This window comes from Pseudoalteromonas sp. SR43-5, assembly GCF_014163835.1.
Classification (GTDB): Bacteria; Pseudomonadota; Gammaproteobacteria; order Enterobacterales; family Alteromonadaceae; genus Pseudoalteromonas; species Pseudoalteromonas distincta.
In genome coordinates this window covers 77,100-96,046 of sequence record NZ_JACJEA010000009.1, presented here as the reverse complement: position 1 = coordinate 96,046, position 18,947 = coordinate 77,100, and the positions used below count along the sequence as shown (strand labels likewise).

The 18,947-nt window shown below is 41.2% G+C and carries 15 protein-coding genes; 11 read left to right on the top strand and 4 right to left on the bottom strand.

Annotated features, from left to right (window positions below; translation table 11 throughout):
* Positions 1-2: 2 nt before the first annotated feature.
* The 9 genes from H5090_RS07320 (at position 3) to H5090_RS07280 (ending at position 12,765) form a co-directional block, all read left to right on the top strand.
* The gene (locus H5090_RS07320) at positions 3-821 is read left to right on the top strand and encodes a DUF547 domain-containing protein (RefSeq protein ID WP_182695382.1); all 819 of its coding nucleotides are present in this window, start codon (positions 3-5) and stop codon (positions 819-821) included.
* Positions 808-2,142 (top strand): ABC transporter substrate-binding protein, encoded by a 1,335-nt coding sequence (locus tag H5090_RS07315; protein ID WP_182695381.1) that lies wholly within the window; start codon positions 808-810, stop codon positions 2,140-2,142. The genes H5090_RS07320 and H5090_RS07315 overlap by 14 nt, the downstream gene beginning before the upstream one ends.
* On the top strand, positions 2,139-3,893 hold the full coding sequence (locus tag H5090_RS07310) for an ABC transporter permease (protein WP_182695380.1): 1,755 nt from the start codon (positions 2,139-2,141) through the stop codon (positions 3,891-3,893). The genes H5090_RS07315 and H5090_RS07310 overlap by 4 nt, the downstream gene beginning before the upstream one ends.
* A gap of 71 nt (positions 3,894-3,964) precedes the next feature.
* Positions 3,965-4,603, top strand: coding sequence for an ATP-binding cassette domain-containing protein (locus H5090_RS07305; protein WP_008165767.1), 639 nt, complete (start codon positions 3,965-3,967; stop codon positions 4,601-4,603).
* Positions 4,604-4,635: 32 nt separating this feature from the next.
* A complete protein-coding gene (locus H5090_RS07300; protein ID WP_182695379.1) occupies positions 4,636-5,316 on the top strand; it encodes a CDP-alcohol phosphatidyltransferase family protein in 681 nt (226 codons plus the stop codon).
* A complete protein-coding gene (locus H5090_RS07295; RefSeq protein WP_182695378.1) occupies positions 5,309-6,100 on the top strand; it encodes a sterol desaturase family protein in 792 nt (263 codons plus the stop codon). Before H5090_RS07300 ends, H5090_RS07295 begins: the two co-directional genes overlap by 8 nt.
* 261 nt (positions 6,101-6,361) lie before the next feature.
* On the top strand, positions 6,362-9,022 hold the full coding sequence (locus H5090_RS07290; RefSeq protein WP_182695377.1) for a glycoside hydrolase family 16 protein: 2,661 nt from the start codon (positions 6,362-6,364) through the stop codon (positions 9,020-9,022).
* A 65-nt stretch (positions 9,023-9,087) separates the two neighbouring features.
* On the top strand, positions 9,088-12,021 hold the full coding sequence (locus tag H5090_RS07285) for a TonB-dependent receptor (RefSeq protein WP_182695376.1): 2,934 nt from the start codon (positions 9,088-9,090) through the stop codon (positions 12,019-12,021).
* 177 nt (positions 12,022-12,198) lie between these two features.
* Positions 12,199-12,765 (top strand): hypothetical protein, encoded by a 567-nt coding sequence (locus H5090_RS07280; protein ID WP_182695375.1) that lies wholly within the window; start codon positions 12,199-12,201, stop codon positions 12,763-12,765.
* A gap of 292 nt (positions 12,766-13,057) precedes the next feature.
* Here the strand turns inward: H5090_RS07280 and H5090_RS07275 are convergent, their stop codons facing one another.
* From H5090_RS07275 to H5090_RS07260, 4 genes are all read right to left on the bottom strand, one after another.
* Positions 13,058-13,357: a hypothetical protein gene (locus H5090_RS07275; RefSeq protein ID WP_024596978.1), complete on the bottom strand. Its 300-nt coding sequence runs from the start codon at positions 13,355-13,357 to the stop codon at positions 13,058-13,060.
* Positions 13,358-13,833: 476 nt separating this feature from the next.
* A complete protein-coding gene (locus tag H5090_RS07270) occupies positions 13,834-14,199 on the bottom strand; it encodes a hypothetical protein (protein WP_182695374.1) in 366 nt (121 codons plus the stop codon).
* A gap of 114 nt (positions 14,200-14,313) precedes the next feature.
* The gene (locus H5090_RS07265; protein WP_182695373.1) at positions 14,314-14,781 is read right to left on the bottom strand and encodes a DUF4265 domain-containing protein; all 468 of its coding nucleotides are present in this window, start codon (positions 14,779-14,781) and stop codon (positions 14,314-14,316) included.
* 425 nt (positions 14,782-15,206) lie between these two features.
* Positions 15,207-16,727 (bottom strand): aldehyde dehydrogenase family protein, encoded by a 1,521-nt coding sequence (locus H5090_RS07260; RefSeq protein ID WP_182695372.1) that lies wholly within the window; start codon positions 16,725-16,727, stop codon positions 15,207-15,209.
* 171 nt (positions 16,728-16,898) lie between these two features.
* Between H5090_RS07260 and H5090_RS07255 the strand changes: the two genes are divergently transcribed.
* Positions 16,899-17,792 carry an AraC family transcriptional regulator gene (locus tag H5090_RS07255; RefSeq protein ID WP_182695371.1) on the top strand — a complete coding sequence of 298 codons (894 nt, stop codon included), beginning with the start codon at positions 16,899-16,901 and terminating at the stop codon, positions 17,790-17,792.
* Between the two features lie 80 nt (positions 17,793-17,872).
* The gene (locus tag H5090_RS07250; protein ID WP_182695370.1) at positions 17,873-18,904 is read left to right on the top strand and encodes a LacI family DNA-binding transcriptional regulator; all 1,032 of its coding nucleotides are present in this window, start codon (positions 17,873-17,875) and stop codon (positions 18,902-18,904) included.
* Positions 18,905-18,947: the final 43 nt, after the last annotated feature.

Here is an 18,947-nt window from a genome sequence, read left to right as displayed (position 1 = left end):
TTATGTTTAAAACACCTCTAAAAGCATTGCTACTTGGTTCGGCTTTAGTTGTAACATCGTTTGCAACGTCATTTTCGGCCCAAGCCCAAAACATGCACGATAGCTGGAATGCATTGTTAAATAAGCATGTTGTCGCTATTAATCATAATCACAGTACTGAGGTTGATTACGCTGCTATAAAACGTGAGCATGCACAGCTAAAAACGTATTTAGATTCGTTAACGGCTGTAACGCAAAGCGAATTTGACGCGTGGAAAAAGCCTAAGCAACTCGCTTTTTTAATCAATGCTTATAATGCGTGGACTGTTGAACTTATATTGACTAAGTACCCTGATATTAAGTCAATTAAAGACTTAGGGAGCTTTTTTAGCTCACCATGGAGTAAAGAGTTTGTGCCATTACTTGGCAAAACTCGCAGCCTTGATGATATAGAGCATGGTTTAATACGTGGCAGCGGTAAATACAACGACCCACGTATTCACTTTGCAGTAAATTGCGCGAGTATTGGTTGCCCAGCGCTTCGAGAAGAGGCCTATACAGCCACTGATTTAGAGAGCCAATTGCAAGAGCAAACAGTGCGCTTTTTATCAGATATGACACGCAATATGGCTCAAGAAAATACGCTAAGCGTGTCTTCAATATTTAAATGGTACGGCGATGACTTTGAAAAAGGCTTTAGAGGTGCAAACACGCTACAGCAGTTTTTCTTGCAGTACAGCGATGCGCTTAAACTGATACCCGCTCAGCAAAAAGCACTTAAAAATGATGACATGAAAGTTAAATTTTTAGACTACAACTGGGATTTAAATGTTCGCCATTAAGTTTTGGCAAACACTGGCGCGATACAGCTTTTGCTGTGTCGCGTTTTGCGTTTGTACAATCGCAAATTTAGCTGCTTTTTCGAGCACTGCGTTTGCTAATACCGTTATTAACTCAAATAATAAAAGTAATTTAGTAATAAACACACAACAGGGATCTCGCTGGCAACAAGTTCAAGCACTTGGTAGCAATCAAGATGTGTACTTTTATGCATGGGGTGGCGACGCGCAAATAAATGCTTATATTCAATGGGCAGCGCAGCAAGTTAAAACTAAGTACAACATTAACCTGGTACATGTAAAATTAAGTGACACCAGCGAAGCAGTAAGCCGTGTACTTGCCGAAAAATCAGCAAATAATAACAACCAAGGCAGCGTAGATTTAATGTGGATCAACGGAGCTAACTTTGCCACCATGAGTGAACACTCTCTGCTTTTAAAGCAATGGGCGAATAAACTCCCCTACTTTGCATTAACCGATCCGGCTAATAACCCTGCTGTAACATTTGATTTTGGTTTACCTACCAATGGGATGGAGGCGCCATGGGGGCAAGCGTCACTTACGTTTTATTACGACAGCATTGCAATAAATGGTAAGGCAAACAATAAATTGCCGACGACATTAAACGAATTATTAAACTGGAGCGCACAAAACCCTGGCCGCTTTAGTTACCCAAAGCCGCCTGACTTTTTAGGTATGAGCTTTTTAAAATACGCCTTAGTTGTGCTGCATAAGCACAGCAGCGAAAACATTAAAGCGCAGCTAAACCAACCAGCTACAACTAAAAATACGGCGCAAGTGTTAAATCCACTGTGGGACTTTTTAGATAAACTACACCCAACTCTTTGGCGTGGTGGCACTCATTTTATGCAAAGTGGTGCTCAAATGCGCCGCCTTGTGGACGATACAGAGCTGAGTTTAGCCTTTACTTTTTCAGCACCTGAAGTACCGGCAGCTGTAAAACGCTATGATTTACCAAACAGCATTCGCAGTTACGCAATGAGTGATGGCAGTTTAAGTAATACCCATTTTGTGGCAATCCCTTACAATGCAAGCCACCAGCAAAGTGCGCAATTAGTGGCTAATTTTTTACTCAGCCCTGAGGCGCAAGCCCAAAAACAAAAAGCGCATATATGGGGCGATAAAAGCGTACTTATTCAATCAACGTTAACGCCCGATCAGCAAACCTTATTTAAAACAGCTAAACCACATCCAAGTGCACTGCCTTTAAACAGTATTAAACGCACATTGAGCGAACCTCATCCAAGCTGGGTAAACGCCATTATGCAAGGTTGGCAAACCCGTTATGGAGTAAGCCAATGAGCGTTATTTCAAAAAGTGTACCGATTAATACCAAAGCAACAACGCAGTGCAGCACCGATATGTTTACGCGCATTGTAAAATTTAGTCCGCGATTTTTACTCGCTTTACTTATACTACCCGTACTTGGTGGCTTAATTAGCGTCTTGCTGCCTGCCTTTGGTTATGCGCCCGTACTTGAGCAAACAACGTTTAGCTTGCAAGGTTTTAATGCCCTTTGGCAAACACCAGGCCTTACTCAAATGGTTACCTTAAGCGTTGCAACGGGCTTAATAAGTACTCTGCTTGCATTTATCATTACCTTAATGATTTTAGCTGCGTTTTTTAATAGCCCTTGGCTTAACCGAATTCAGCGTTTATTGAGCCCTATATTAGTGATACCTCATGCCGCAGCGGCTATTGCAGTAGGGTTTTTAATTGCCCCTTCAGGTATGATTTCACGCTTAGCGTCGCCTTGGTTAAGCGGCTGGGAACTTGCGCAAAACGGCATGTTTCCGCATGATTCATTCGGTATTAGTATTATTTTAGGCTTAACACTAAAAGAGCTTCCCTTTTTATTACTAATGGCACTGGGCGTACTTGCTCAACCTGAGCTTGGCAAAAAATTACGCCAGCAACATAAGGTTGCGCTTAACTTGGGTTATTGCCCAATGACCGCCTTTTTTAAAGTAATACTGCCAAGCCTTTATCCGCTGCTGCGTTTGCCCCTTTTAGCCGTGCTTGCCTATGCAAGTGCCAGTGTAGAAATGCCACTCATTTTAGGCCCAAATACACCACCCACGTTAGCAGTTGCAATAATGCATTGGTTTAACGATGTTGATTTAAACCTGCGCATTAAAGCCTCAGCGGGCGCTTTATTACAACTGGCTGTTACAGGTGGGTTATTAGCCCTTTGGCTTGGCGCAGAAAAGGCCGTAAAAGTGCTATTTAGCGACTCCCTCACTAATGGAGTGCGCGAATACGGTGGATTTTATTGGCAAAAAATAACGGTCGTACTCACCACATTAGTAATTAGCTTTATACTATTGTCGCTTATTGGTTTAGTTATGTGGTCGGTTGCAGGCTTTTGGCGCTTTCCAGATGCAATGCCTGAGCAATTTACACTACTGCATTTTAAAAGTGCGCTAATGCAAATGAGCAGCCCGCTTTTTAATACCCTAGCAATCGGCTTAGTAACCACATTATTTGCCATTATTCTTACTTTATTGTGTTTAGAATCAGAGCAGTTGAGTGATAAACCTATTTCTCGTTTTACCAGTTTAATTATTTACTTACCGTTATTAGTACCCAGTATTGCCTTTTTGTTTGGGCTAGTATGGATACAACAATTGGTAAATAACCAAGCTGCATTTTTTAATGTGGTACTTACGCATTTACTGTTTGTGTTGCCTTATGTGTTTTTGTCACTTGCGAGCAGTTATAGGCGCTTAGACCCTCGTTTTGCTCATGTTGCAGCAAGCCTAGGCGCAGCGCCGTGCAAGGTGTTTTTTAAAGTAAAACTACCTCAGTTGTTTGCTCCTATTTTAATTGCAGCCGCACTGGGCTTAGCAATTAGTTTTGGACAATACCTCCCCACGCTTTTAGCTGGCGGCGGGCGCATAGCCACAGTAACAACCGAAGCCGTTACGCTTGCCAATGGCGCAAGCAGACGCACCAGTGCCGTGTACGCTATTATGCAAATGGCGTTGCCGCTTATTGGATTTATACTGGCATGGGGTTTACCTAAATATTTTTTCAAAAGTGCACGTGCTTAAAAGTACGCGAGTTTAAAAGTGCACATATTTAAAGCACCCATGTTTAACACTATCAGGGTTAAGGTTTTTTAATGCAGTCATCGTTACAAATTAAAAATTGTCAGCTTTATCGCCAAAATGAGCTGTTACTTAGCTTAAACGAGCAAGTTAATGGCGGTGAAATTCTGACTATTATGGGCCCATCAGGCAGTGGTAAATCAAGCTTATTGAATTGGCTTACGGGTACTTTACCAAGTAGCTTTAAGGCCAATGGAGAGGTGTGGCTTAATGGTCAAAATATCGATAACACCCCTCCACACTTGCGCCATATTGGAGTGCTTTATCAAGACGCTTTATTGTTTTCCCATTTAACTGTTGCTGGTAACATTGCCTTTGCAATGCCAAAAGGCAATAAAAAACAACGCCTTGAAAAAATAGAACACGCACTTGAGCAAGTAGGTCTTAAAGATATGGGCAATCGCCACCCCGATAACCTCTCGGGCGGGCAACAAGCCCGTGTTGCATTATTACGTATGCTGCTGAGCGAACCTAAAGCCATTTTACTCGACGAACCCTTTAGCAAACTCGACACCCAACTGCGTGTTGATACACGCGAACTCGTGTTTAGCCAAATACGCGATCATAAGCTACCTGCAATTATGGTAACTCATGACCATAGCGACGCCGACGCTGCAAATGGCAAACTCATTACTTTAAGTAGCGCACTTTAAATACATAGCTTTAAACGCATAAGGCAATAAACATGCTAGACAAATTTATCACCCCTGTCATTAAGCCTCTTTTAACACCTGTGGTTATGCTTATGCATAAACGCGGCATAACCGCCGATCAGCTAACCGTAGTTGGCTTTTTAGTTGGCTTATTAGCCGTGCCATTACTGGCGTTTGAAATGTGGTACGGCGCATTAGTGGCCATTGCTTTAAATCGAATTTTAGATGGACTTGATGGCGCATTAGCACGTTATGCAAACCAAAGTTCAAGCGCGGGTGGCTTTTTAGATATCACACTCGACTTTTTATTTTACGCGGCTATTCCGCTTGGCTTTATTTTGGCAAACCCTGAGCAAAACGCGATAGCGGGCTCGTTATTACTTGCCACTTTTATTGGTACGGGCTCAAGCTTTTTAGCTTTTGCGATTGCCGCCGAAAAATTTAAACTCGAAAAACCGCAATTTAAATACAAAAGCTTTTACTACTTAAATGGCTTAACCGAAGGCACTGAAACAATAGCGCTATTTATTGCATTTTGTATTTGGCCGCAGCACTTTGCTGTTATGGCGAGCATTTTTGCTATTGCATGTGGCATAACTATTTTTACCCGTATACATGGCGGTTATCACACGCTTAAGCAACAAGAAGCCGATGCTAACAAAGCAGCTGAAAACGTGCCTAACAGTGCAAATTCTGAGGTAATAGATGACTAATGAAGTATGGTGGCGACTCGGCTGCTTTTTTAGCATTTTAATTATAATGATGCTGCTTGAATGGCAAAAACCTGCTCGCCAAGCACCTATTAAAAGCAGTACACGTTGGTTTGCTAATTTTGGATTAGTGTTTGCTTCATCAGTTATTGCGCGCTTAGTGGTCCCTATTGGGTTAACCGCTGTTGCACTTTACAATCAAGAGCACGGCATTGGCTTATTTAATCAAATAGCCCTACCAAGCAGTTTAATTATTATATTGAGCATACTTTTACTCGATATATTAATTTATTGGCAGCATAGATTATTTCATCAAGTGCCTATTTTATGGCGCTTGCACCGTGTACACCACGCCGATGCACATGTTGATACAAGTACGGGCTTGCGCTTTCACCCTATCGAAATTGTGCTGAGCATACTTATAAAACTCATTGCAGTAACAGCTCTTGGCGTACCTGCCATTGCGGTACTTATATTTGAAATAGCACTTAATGGTTTAGCATTATTTAATCATGCAAATATACGCCTACCTAATGCCATTGAAAAACCACTGCGTTTAATACTAATGACGCAAATTTTGCATCGAATTCACCATAGCCAAGTGGTTAGTGAAACCAACTCAAACTATGGTTTTAGTGTAATTTGGTGGGATAAATTATTTGGTAGCTATAAAGATAAAGCAAAAAAAGCCGACGCAGATATAAATATTGGCTTAAAAGAATACCCAAGCCAAAAGCAAAATGCCTCGCTTTGGGGTTTATTGATCATGCCATTTAAAAATAAGTAAACCGCGTACATTCTCGGATTAGTCATATATTTAATAGGCTCTTATTAAAGAGTCTATTATGAATTAAGTAACACTAAAACGCCTCTTACCGTAAACTAATTGTAAATAAAATAAACAAATATGTTGACCATTTGCGTACTCCACAATATCATTTGTAAGCGCTTACAAAACACAATCTAAAATGTAAGCGCTTACAGCACGAAAAACAAAGCTCAAAAAACAATTAATCTGACAATAATCTGTTGAAACCGGGGTTCAGTTATGAACATTGAAACAACGCACATTACACGTTTACTTGCCGCTATCTCTTTAGTTACGTTAGCTGGCTGTGGTGGTGACTCTGCCACTAAATCAAATTTTGAAAATGTAGATGCCTCTGAGCCAGTATCAGATTGGCAAATGGTTTGGAGCGACGAGTTTGAAGGCTCAGCCATTGATACAAACAAATGGAACTATGAATTAAACTGCGATGGCGGTGGTAACAACGAGAAACAGTGTTACACCGACAGTGAGCAAAATGCATTTATTGCAGACGGTGTGTTAAACATTGTTGCCCTACCCGCTGAAGAAGGTGCAGAAAAACCTTACACTTCAGCGCGCTTAAATACGCGTTACAACGCCGACTTTACATATGGTCGCTTTGAAGTGCGCGCCAAACTTCCATCAGGACAAGGTAGCTGGCCAGCATTTTGGATGCTGCCAACTGATGAAGTTTACGGCACTTGGCCTCGTTCTGGCGAAATAGATGTTTTAGAATCAGTAAACCTTAAAACACCAGATGAAGATGGCGGTATAGAGTCTAGTATCCATGGCACACTTCATTACGGACGTGCGTGGCCAGATAACAGCTACACAGGGCAAGAATACAAATTCCCTGAAGATACTAATCCAGCAGATGATTTCCACACGTATGCTGTTGAATGGCAAGAAGGTGAAATTCGCTGGTACGTAAACGGTTACCTTTATGCAACTCAGCGTCAATCAGAAGTTCGTACTAATGCAAGTGGTGAGGCTGTAGGCCTAAAACATCGTGGTTGGTTTGCAGAATACTTTGAACAAGGTTCTGGCGAACTTACAACGCATTGGGATAGCGCACCATTTGATAAAGACTTTCACTTATTGCTAAACCTAGCAGTAGGCGGTGACTGGCCTGAAAACGTAAATGATTTAGGTATAGACGCTAGCGCATTTGAAAACGGCCAAACCTTTGCTATTGATTACGTACGTGTTTATCAATGTGCATCAAACCCTGAAACAGGTAAAGGCTGTGAAACTATTCGCCCAGGTTACAATAGCTTAGACGATGCGTTGCTTGAAGGCGATGCACCAATTCCTAGTCCACCTTCGACAGGCATTGCAACACCACTAACTATTTTTGGTGAATCATTTAATCCAAATTGGCCTGCATGGGATTGTTGTGGTGGTTCTACTCCCGCTATTGTTGCAGATGAAACCCAAGGTGATGTAGTTGAATTTGTAGTAGGTGCAGAACCCACTGTAATGGGCTTTATTAGCCGTGAGATTTTTATTACTGACGAAGCAGGAAAAGCCAGCCCGTTTGATGCATCTCCAATGCTGGATGAAGGTTACGTTCGCTTTAAAATGAAAGTAACAAATGCACCAGGCACAGCTGATGCAGCTTGGCTTGTAAAACTTGAAAGTAATGAAGGTTCTAGCGCAGTAGAAATGCCGATTACAGACAGTGTTGAAGGCGTAAGCCCTGTTGTTGGCCAATGGCAAACTTATACATTTTTACTAAAAGATTTAGATGCTGCAGATTTAGATATTAGCGCAATTGATGTGATCATGGTGTTTCCAGCATGGGGCGCAGGTGAAGGCGCTGTTTATTTAATTGACGATGTTGAGATTACTCAAGATAACTTAGGCGTATCACCTGAGCTTACTATTTTTGAAAATGAGCAAAATCTAGCATGGCCAATGTGGGATTGTTGTGGTGGCTCAACCCCAGTTGAAGCCATGGATGATGAAGAACATGGTCTAACCGCAGAATTTAGCATTGGTGCAGAGCCTACTGTAATGGGCTTTAATAGCCGCACATCGTCAGGAGGCGCAGGCGAATCGTTTGATGCTAGTAGCATTTTAGATGAAGGTGTTATTCAATTTGATTTAAAAGTAACCTCAGCGCCTAGCGATCCAGCTACACCGTGGTTGTTTAAAGTTGAGTCAAATGAAGGTGACTCTGCAGTAGAGCTTGAATTAACGGCAAGTGTTGAAGGCGAAGCACCAGTTACTGGCGAGTGGCAAACATATACATTTAAACTCTCTGATCTTGCAGCTGCTGGCTTAGATGTAAGTACTATAGATGTATTAATGATTTTCCCAGCATGGGGTGCAGGTGAAGGCTCTGTTTACCGTGTAGATAACGTTAAAATTTATAATCCAAATGCAGCGCCAGCTGCAACGGGTGAGCTTACTGTATTTAAAGATGCAGCGGCCGAGCAATGGAGTATTTGGGATTGTTGTGGTGGCTCTACACCAACAACAGAAACCGATGATGACGCGCATGGCGCAGTAGCGCAATTTAGCATTGGTTCTACTGCTACAGTAATGGGCTTTATAGCTGATGAAGACGTATCGTTTGATGCCTCTGCAATACTTGAAAATGGTGTAGTTCAATTTGATATGAAAGTTGTATCAGCCCCTTCAAATATTGATGCTCAGTGGCTATTTAAAATTGAATCAATTGGTACATCAAGCGCAGTAGAGCTTGCTTTATCAAGCAGTGTTGAAGGCCAAGCACCTGTAACGGGCGAATGGCAAACATACACCTTCCCTCTTCAGCAATTGTTTGATGCAGGCTTAGACATTAGCGCATTAAACGTAATTATGGTTTTTCCTAGCTGGGACATGGGCGATGGCGCGCTTTACCGTATAGATAACGTGATTATTGCAAATCCATAAAACACACACCAATGGGCGCTTAGCGCCTATTGCTACACAACAACATTTTATAAAGCAGAGCTATTATGAACACATTCAATTTTAAAAAAAGCCAACTTGCGGCTTCTGTGTCTCTCATCATTGCTGCGAGCACATTAAACACAGCTATCGCTGCAGAAGCAGACATATCAGCAAAGCCTGATGTAGAAATTATTGAAGTAAAAGGTATTCGTGGTTCACTTATTCGTTCTATGGATATGAAACGCGACTCTTCGGGTATTGTAGATGCTATCTCGTCTGAAGAAATGGGTAAATTCCCAGATACAAACTTAGCAGAATCATTACAGCGTATTACCGGTGTATCGGTAAGCCGCGCTAACGGTGAAGGTAGCCAAATTACAGTACGTGGTTTTGGTCCAGAGTTTAACTTGATTACCTTAAATGGCCGCCAAATGCCGGGCACAGGTTATACACGCTCGTATAACCTTGAAAACGTTGCCTCTGAAGGCGTAAGTGCGCTTGAAGTGTTTAAAACAGCTCGTGCAGACGTGCCAAGCGGTGGCTTAGGTGCAACGGTTAATATTTCTACTGCGCGACCTTTTCAAAAGCCAGGTCAAAATTTTTCAGCAACCGTTAAAGCAAACCACGACTCGTCGAACGAAGCTGGCGATGACGTAACACCAGAGTTTTCTACTGTTTACAGCAATACCTTTGTAGATGACACTTTTGGTTTCGGTTTTTCATTTTCGCACCAAGAGCGTGACTTTCAAAAACAAAGTGCCAATATTCAAGGCTGGCAGGCAAACGTAGACTTACCTGAATTAGATAGCAGCAACGTCGTTGATAACCGCACAGACCCTGCAGGTAACTACTACTTCCCTAAAGACATGAATTACTCTATTGAAGATGTAGAACGTGAACGTACAAACGGACAAGTTACCTTTCAATATGCACCGGTAGATGGCTTTGTAGCAACACTTGATTACACCGCAAGTAAAGCTGTAACAGGTTCTCAAAGTATTGGTTGGGGTATTTGGAACGACTTTGGTAGCAATATTAATGGCTACGAGCTTGATGAAAATGGTACGGCTGTTTATGCTGATATTAGCGGTAACGATGCCTCGTTTACAGCCAACAAAGGCACTACAGAAGTAAAAGCCCGCTCTCTTGGTTTAAACCTAGATTGGGAAATTAGCGACACGTGGCACGTAGAGCTTGATTACCACGACTCTAAAAACGAAACCGATAACGGCGCCGACAACGGGCTGGGAAGTGCAGGCCAAGTAATTTTAGGGTCTGATCAGCTAGCTAATAAAATTTATGATTACCGCACGGGCGAAGTACCTAGTGCACAAGTTAATTGGTTAAATGGCACAAGTGAATTAACGCCTGGCGAAATTGATTCAAACTTTAGTCAGTTTACTCACTCGCCGGGTGAATCAAACATTGAACAATTACAGCTACACACAACATGGTATAACGAAAGCTATGACATTGGTTTAGTTAAAGTTAAATTTGGCGCATCACGTACAGAACAAAACACAGGTGGTTACACCGCTTGGAGTGGTTTAGTAGGTGGCCCAGGTTTTAACCCATCATATACAGAAATATTCCCAGACGGCATGTTTACCCGTCACGATACATCGGGCCTTTTAGATCAATTTGAAGGGGGCGGCAGTGACTTACAACCTGGTTACTACTATACCTACGATTTTGACGAAGCTGTTGCGCGCCAAATTGCTTACTTAACAGCTGATGTGACAGGCGGCGATGCATACGCCGCAAATGCATATATGGATGGTATTGACAGCGAAAGCTACGTAGAAGAAATCACTAATAGCTTTTATGTTCAATCAAGCTGGGAGTTTGACGTAAGTAACTACTACGTAAAAGTAAATGCAGGCCTACGCTATGAGCAAACAGACGTAACCAGTACTGTACGTCAACGCGTTGAAGATCAAGTTAACTGGATAAGCGCTTCAGAGTGGATCATGCAATACGCTGCGGGCGGCGATGATAACTTCTTAGAACAACAAGGTGATTACGATGTTTTACTACCTTCAATCGACGTAAGTGTTGATTTAACTGAAGACGTAGTAGCTCGCGTATCTTGGGGTAAAACAATGTCGCGTGCACCACTAGGTAATTTAGCCGGTGGCCGTAGTTTAACAGGCAGCCCAAAACCAGGTTCTCGCACAGGTAGCCAAGGTAATACAAACTTATTGCCGTTTGAATCAACAAACCTTGATTTATCACTTGAGTATTACTACGCAGAAGGTAGCTACGCGTCTGTTGGATACTTTAAAAAAGATGTTGATAACTTTATTCAAACCACCATTACGCAAACCACTATTGATGGCTTGCACGATATTTTAAACGGCCCTCGTTACTTACAAGCCGTAAGCGATATTGAATCACGTGGTGAGCAAGCAACAACCGACGCTATTTTTGCACAAATGATTGCCAGCGGTTACGGCAATGCAAATGGCGTTATTGAACCAAACAGCGACGATCCGCTAATTACATGGAATATTAGCCAACCACAAAACACCGACAGTAAATCGGTAGATGGTTTTGAAGTAGCTGTTCAGCACTTAATTGGTGAAACCGGTTTTGGTGTTGGTGTTAACGCAACGTTTGTAGATGGCGACGTTGAATTTGATAGCGAAAGCCTTGATCAACAAGCACCGCTTACAGGCTTAAGTGACTCAGCTAACTTCCAAGGCTTTTACGAAAAAGACGGCCTATCAGTTAAAATTACTTATGCATGGCGCGACTCATACCTAATTGGTGTTGGCCAAGCGCAAGGTTCAGCTGATGCGCCTCCGCAATATGCTAAAGCGTATGGCCAATGGGATATGAGCGTTAACTACGATGTAAACGAAAACGTAACGGTATTTTTTGATGGCATAAACTTAAATAATGCCACTGAAGAAGGTTACGGACGTTACGAAGAGCAGTTCTTATTTGCTAATCAATACGGTCCTCGTTACTCAATTGGTGCACGTTACACGTTCTAAACTATTTCCTAGTTAGAATAGTTAAGCCGCTTGTTTCAACAAGCGGCTTTTTTATAACGTTTTAATTTGCTCAAGTAATACATTAGTTGTCCAATCAAATAAATCAACTAACGAAGAGGGCAATCACACACACTCTGTATGGCGAGATAAAACCGATGACTACGGCGGCCAAACACAATGATTAAAAACCCTATAATGCCAGTCTTAGCACTCGCCTTATGTGTTTTACTAAGCACTAAATTTGCTAATGCACATGCGCTACCAGGCAGTGAGCTAACATTAACTGAGCAGCCAACTAATACGCTGAGTTTAAAGTTAAGCTTTGCCCTTGAAGATTTAATTATAGCCGCGCCGTCGCTCTTTTCACTTGATGGCGCACAAATAGATGAGCCCTTAAAAGGTAATGTACTCAATAAATTAAACGATTATTTACACAGCCATATGGCATTAATAAGCGATGCTCAAGCTTTGCCAGTTACGCTTAACCATGCTGAAATTAATTTAGTGCATAACTCTCACGTTGGGTTTTACCGCTCCATGGTTATTGAGCTTTCAGCACCATTTAATAACCAGAGTGAACTATTCCCCATGAGCTTACATTACGATGTAATTATGCATGAAGTACGTAATCACAGGGCAATTGTATACTGGCAAAAAAGCGATAGCGTTTTAGTAAAACTAACCAGTTTTAGTTACCAAAAGCCACAAGGCGAGCCCGTCGGTTATAAACTAGAACTAGAGTAAACATGAAATTTCTAGCTAAATAATTATTCAAAATAATGCTTTTTAATTTATGAGAAATCAAAGTCTAAGATAGGTGTCCAGTTAAATCAGTTTGCGGTGACACAGTGGTGTTAGCAAAACCCATAAAAGATACAATAAAGCTGCTAGTAGAAAAAGTGAGCATAGATATTTTAAACATCATTCAAATCCTTTTATTGTAGTTTTTTAATAGTTAAAACTGGACACTATTGATGCCGTTTAACTTAGCTCACACTTAAAATAATTATGCCTAAATGCCAGCTCTAGAGATTGTTTAATGCTTGAGTAGACGAATCCATTCATCGGGGTTTGCTAAAATAAAATCATAAGTATCTTCATTATCTAAAGTGATTGTTATTGCATCGCTTGTTAGTGGTAAAATGCCTGCGCCTGTTCCTGCTGATTTTTCAATTTTTACGATTGCGCTTCGTGTAAAAGTATAAGGCCCTAAACCAGCACTTTCATTGTATGGCTCAAAACGTACCTCACCTTGCGTTACATAAAATTTACCATCGGCTTTTGCAACACCACTTTGATACGTAGCGGTAGATGATTTAAGTATTTTATTGTTCATTTGGCGTTCCTGCTAATTAATTTACGTCAATAAAATGTATTCACCTTAATAAGTTATATAACTTTATGCTTTAAGGCAATTAGTTTGTACCCAAAAAATCATGATGACAGCCACTTTATTTAACCTATTAGAATCTAGGCTTCGAAAAATACAAAGTTTGGATGGGTATCTTGTTAATTCTTTCTCTGAATTTTTTTAACTAAAGGTACTATCGCTAAAGCTAGCAATACGGCAAGAAACAAGCTCACAAACGTATTACCAAACACCCATCTAAAAAAGATCCCTGAGAGAGACAAAACAAAAGCTGACCAAAGCCATGGATTAATATTCTGCATACTATCTAGAGCACCTAATAACACCCTACTTAGGGGCGGAAACACATGGGCTATAATTTGGATCGAAGCGACGCAGCCCATGTGTATGCATCCCAGCGAACGAAGTGAGTGTGTTGATTAGGTTGTTAGGTGCGTGCATATTTAAACCACTACCCTAGGGGCTTTACCATGAAAGCCCAAGTATAGTTTTTTGAGATTATCTGGCACGAGAGGCCAGCCACGCTCAATACCTTCTTTTGTACCTTTCCAGAATAAGTGCTCTGCATAATATACATCTATGTATTCGAATTCTGCTTTGGTTGCAGTATCTAGTTTTTCGCTCATGTACTGCAACTGTTCTAATGCTTCTTCTAAATTACCTTGATTAAACAAAATGGTTGTCAAATTTGCGAACTCTTCCATTAGGAATGTGAGTGCCCATTTTTCATGTTTTTCCATGAGAGGCACAACGTCAGGAAATTTAGTGCGGATTTCTTTTAAGAACTGTCTTATCTCTGATTTGGCCATTGATTTCTCAGAAGCACCTAACACCCGCATAACGGGCGAAAATACGTACAAGCGAAGCGCAGGGAGCCTACGTGTTTTTGTCCCTAGCGAGCGCAGCGAGTGTTAATGCGATTGTTAGGTATCGGTGCTATGCATTTTCTCGTATGTAGGATCTGCATATTCCCAACGAATATCGTTATCGTTGAGAAAATCACGAACTGCATCGAAATCGCATTGGGGTTGAACATTTATTACAAAGTAAAATTCACCGTTAGTCCCTTCATAACCGCACTCCATAGAACTTAATTTATCTAAAATACCCTGCGAGCGTTTTGATTCTTTTGCAGATTCATCCAGTTTAATTCTTAGCGTTCTATGTCCCGACTTTGTGATTACTTTAGTAAAAAACGGGTATTTATCATCTTTATTAACGAACTCAGCTTCTACTATGTCATCGTATGATATACCGTAAGCATAGAAGGGGAAGTTTTTGATTTGAAATCTGTTTTCTCCAACTTTATCAGCCCATGGATATTCGATTTCTACATGACCACTGTCTGGATACGTGGTTTCAATTCCAATTTTGGTCTGTTCAAATTCCATTGAGATACCTAACAATTTTATCTACGACATTTGTCGCTTTATAAACCGAAAAATGTCCCTATATTACAATGCATTTATCTTAGCCAGCAAATAACCATCTGTAAACAATTAGTTAACTATAAAGAAGTTTCCATTAATGCAGTAACACACTAAATTGGGGGAGATCAGTAATATCCGACAATGCATAAATCACTGCACATTTTTAGAGCAACTTTTATAAAAAGTTAATATCGTAAAATCGTTTTTTAACGCAGGAATGAGTTATTAAAACGCTTAGGTTTTAACGGTTTGAATACGGTTGGTATTGTACTTATATATTACAACACGCTTAAAGTAGCGTTGTGAGCACTGTGAATAAAAAGCGCTGCAAATATGCAGCGCTCTCATTACTTAATGGTGGTTGTGTTTAAGTTTGAACTGTTTTATTAAAAAAAGCCGAGCGGATCTTCGCTATAGCTCACTAATAAATTTTTAGTTTGTTGGTAGTGATCGAGTGCTAGTTTGTGTGTTTCGCGCCCTATTCCTGATTTTTTATAACCACCGAATGCAGCATGTGCTGGGTACATGTGATAGCAGTTGGTCCACACTCGCCCTGCTTCTATTTTACGACCCATGCGATAAGCACGGTTCATGTTTCTGCTCCATACACCGGCGCCTAAACCAAACTCAGAGCTGTTGGCAAGCTCGAGTGCTTCGGCTTCATCTTTAAAGGTCGACATAGAAATAACAGGGCCAAAAATTTCTTCTTGGAACACACGCATGTCATTTGTGCCCTTTAATAAGGTAGGTTGTATGTAGTAACCACCGTTTAAATCGCCACTTAGTTGCTCTACGTTTCCGCCAGTGAGCACTTCTGCACCTTCTTTTTTACCTATTTCAATGTAGCTGAGTATTTTATCAAACTGTGCTTTTGAGGCTTGTGCGCCAACCATAGTTTCGCTGTCGAGTGGGTTTCCGCGTTTAATTTGTTGGGTACGTTCGAGTATGCGCTCAATAAACTGCTCGTATATATCTTCTTGAATAAACAACCTTGATGGGCACGTACACACCTCGCCTTGGTTGAAGTAAGCAAGCACGGCGCCTTCAATAGCTTTGGATAAAAACGCATCGTCTTTTTCCATTACATCATTAAAAAATATATTAGGTGATTTACCACCGAGCTCGACCGTTGAAGGAATAATATTTTCAGCAGCGCATTTCAAAATATGTGAGCCCACAGGCGTTGAACCCGTAAATGCAATTTTAGCGATACGCTTGCTTGTTGCCAGTGCTTCACCCGCTTCTTTACCAAAGCCGTTTACTATATTTAATACGCCTGCAGGGAGTAAATCGCCAATTATCTCCATTAAAACTAAAATAGAAGCTGGTGTTTGCTCAGCCGGTTTTAAAATTACACAGTTACCTGCAGCAAGTGCTGGCGCTAGTTTCCAGGCGGCCATTAAAATAGGGAAATTCCACGGAATAATTTGCCCAACCACACCTAGTGGCTCGTGAAAATGATACGCAACGGTGGTTGCGTCTATTTCACCTATAGTGCCGTCTTGCGATCGTAGGCACCCTGCAAAGTAGCGAAAGTGATCTGCCGCTAGCGGAATATCAGCAGCGAGTGTTTCACGAATTGCTTTACCGTTATCCCATGTTTCGGCAACAGCTAGTAACTCTAGGTTTTGCTCAATTCGGTCGGCTATTTTTAGCAGTATGTTACTTCGGTCGGTCACCGACGTTGTGCCCCATTGCTCTCGCACTGCATGCGCTTTATCGAGAGCCAGCTCTATGTCGTCTTTGTCTGAACGCGGTATTTGGCAAAATACCTTACCGTTTACTGGGCTTATATTATCAAAGTATTGGCCATTTACTGGCTTCACCCACTCTCCGCCAATGTAGTTCCCGTATTGTTGTTTAAAGTTTACGAGTGCGCCATCGCTACCTGGATTTGCATATATCATGTGTGTGCTCTCTTTATTGTTGTTAGCTAAAGGTCGAACATTTATATAAAACAAAATGCTTTATATTTAATCAATGTTGATTGACATTAAACTAACAAGTACCTAAAAACTTGATTAGCTGTCCACAAAAGTTGTCTGTGAGTCCAAACTAATAAAACCTAAAGGATTGATATGCACACATCTCAGTTAAACAAAAAACGCCAACAACTTGATGTATTAATAGAAAATAAAGTCACATTCGCTGCAGATAGCAGTGAGTTGAGTATTTACGACACGTATCAAAGCGCGCAAAAGGTAGCACTGCACTCAAACGAGCTGCTGTTTTGTGCCATGCTAAGCGGCAAAAAGGTAATGCACGTAGAAAGGAGCCAATACCATAAAGTATTTTTACCACACGAGTCGTTTGTATTAGCGCCAGAGCAAGGTGTTTTAATTGATTTTCCACAAGCATCAATGCACGCCCCAACCACCTGTTTAGCCATTGAAATTAGCACAGATAAAATAACGAGCGTGGCGAAAGCACTAAACATGCAGCAAAATTTTGCACACGATGGCTTATTTGAATATGTACCTCAGTTAGTGCATACCCAACATAATATTCAAACGCAGCAATTATTAGAGCGCATGGTGCATTTATTTAGTGAGCAAGGCGCACAGCGACATTACTTGATTGATTTGTCGTTGAACGAATTGATCACCCGTTTATTACAACAACAAAGCCGCGAGCTATTGCTAGCTAGCTGCGATAAGCCACGCCTTAAAACAAAAGTGAGCGATGCCCTGCTTTATATTGAAGAACACTTAAGTGAAACGCTCGACATAAATACCTTATGCAAAATAGCATGTATGAGCCGAAGTAAGTTTTATCATCAATTTAAACTCGCATTTGGCACTACCCCAGCCCTTTGGCAGCAACAGTTAAGACTAAAAAAAGCGCGTACTCAATTACTACAAGGCCATGCAATTAGCCAAGTGTGCTTTGATGTTGGATTTAATAGCGCGAGCCACTTTAGTCGCCTATTTAAACAAACCTTTGGCATTGCGCCTAAAGAATGCCGACATTAGCCCTAAAATCTTATTTTTTTACTTTGCTAACGCCCTGAATATGTTAGTTTATTAACATGTGTATTGAGTAAAGAATTGGTATGAGTAAGCAAACCCGCTGGACCCTAAAAAGTATTGCTAAAGAGTTAGGTGTGTCTAACGCGACAGTATCTAATGCGTTTAATCGCCCTGATCAGCTATCGGCTAAACGCCGAGACGATATTCTTGCAGCGTGTAAAACTTTGGGCTATTACGGGCCCAATAAGGCCGCGCAATCGTTGCGTAATGGCACATTTAATATTGTCGCTTTAGTGCTGCCCGATAGTGTGGAATACATGGTGTCGGACCCTGTGGCTAGCAGCTTTATGCGCGGTGTTACCTCGGTGCTTGAAAAAAACGGCATTAATGTTTTATTGTTTTCAGGTAATAGCGGTAACCTTAACAACGTGGTCGACTTGGTAGATGGCTTTATTTGTTATGGCCGCCCTCGTAATAACGCGTTAGTTGAGCAGTTAAAAACAGTGTCTAAACATGTAGTGACAATTGATTTTGATATTGCTCGCAATGCCTCTGTAAATATTAATAACGAGCAAGCAAGTTACGAAATTGCTAAACACGTACTGCATAATCAAAGCGATAAAGTGGCTATATTAGGGCTTAGATTACTTGATGAAAACGTATTATGCCGCGTGTATGAACACCACGAATTTGAAACCGGACAATCTATTTCGCATCAACGTTTACGTGGTTATCAACGCGCTTTAAGCGAGGCAAATATTACGGTAGCTGACGATCGTATTTGGAACATTCCTGAAAGTAGCGAGCGTTTTGCTAATATTGCTGCTAAAGAGGTTTTAAGTGCCTCCCCTCGTCCTAACGTTATTATTTGTATGAGTGATTTAATTGCGCTTGCCACAATGCGAGAAGCAATAAAACAAGGCATAAAAATAGGTGAAGAACTGCGTATTGTGGGCTTTGATGGTATTGATGAAGCAGCCCGGTTTGTGCCTCGCCTCACCACCATTCATCAAAACAGCCAAGAAAAAGGCGTTATAGCCGCTGAATTATTTATTTCTAAAGAAGAAAAAACTCAGGAAGTCAGTTACGAATTAGAGATTGGTGCGAGTAGTTAGCTTACAAACCTTGTAATAGTTTTATGTGTTAAAAAGCCAAGCT

What these genes read in the sequence shown, in the direction of transcription:
- H5090_RS07305 (WP_008165767.1), top strand. Translation starts at nt 3,965, where the DNA reads ATGCAGTCATCGTTACAAATTAAAAATTGTCAGCTTTATCGCCAAAAT.
- H5090_RS07290 (WP_182695377.1), top strand. Translation starts at nt 6,362, where the DNA reads ATGAACATTGAAACAACGCACATTACACGTTTACTTGCCGCTATCTCT.
- H5090_RS07300 (WP_182695379.1), top strand. Translation starts at nt 4,636, where the DNA reads ATGCTAGACAAATTTATCACCCCTGTCATTAAGCCTCTTTTAACACCT.
- H5090_RS07265 (WP_182695373.1), bottom strand. Translation starts at nt 14,781, where the DNA reads ATGGAATTTGAACAGACCAAAATTGGAATTGAAACCACGTATCCAGAC.
- H5090_RS07315 (WP_182695381.1), top strand. Translation starts at nt 808, where the DNA reads ATGTTCGCCATTAAGTTTTGGCAAACACTGGCGCGATACAGCTTTTGC.
- H5090_RS07255 (WP_182695371.1), top strand. Translation starts at nt 16,899, where the DNA reads ATGCACACATCTCAGTTAAACAAAAAACGCCAACAACTTGATGTATTA.
- H5090_RS07260 (WP_182695372.1), bottom strand. Translation starts at nt 16,727, where the DNA reads ATGATATATGCAAATCCAGGTAGCGATGGCGCACTCGTAAACTTTAAA.
- H5090_RS07270 (WP_182695374.1), bottom strand. Translation starts at nt 14,199, where the DNA reads ATGGCCAAATCAGAGATAAGACAGTTCTTAAAAGAAATCCGCACTAAA.
- H5090_RS07320 (WP_182695382.1), top strand. Translation starts at nt 3, where the DNA reads ATGTTTAAAACACCTCTAAAAGCATTGCTACTTGGTTCGGCTTTAGTT.
- H5090_RS07250 (WP_182695370.1), top strand. Translation starts at nt 17,873, where the DNA reads ATGAGTAAGCAAACCCGCTGGACCCTAAAAAGTATTGCTAAAGAGTTA.
- H5090_RS07295 (WP_182695378.1), top strand. Translation starts at nt 5,309, where the DNA reads ATGACTAATGAAGTATGGTGGCGACTCGGCTGCTTTTTTAGCATTTTA.
- H5090_RS07310 (WP_182695380.1), top strand. Translation starts at nt 2,139, where the DNA reads ATGAGCGTTATTTCAAAAAGTGTACCGATTAATACCAAAGCAACAACG.
- H5090_RS07275 (WP_024596978.1), bottom strand. Translation starts at nt 13,357, where the DNA reads ATGAACAATAAAATACTTAAATCATCTACCGCTACGTATCAAAGTGGT.
- H5090_RS07280 (WP_182695375.1), top strand. Translation starts at nt 12,199, where the DNA reads ATGATTAAAAACCCTATAATGCCAGTCTTAGCACTCGCCTTATGTGTT.
- H5090_RS07285 (WP_182695376.1), top strand. Translation starts at nt 9,088, where the DNA reads ATGAACACATTCAATTTTAAAAAAAGCCAACTTGCGGCTTCTGTGTCT.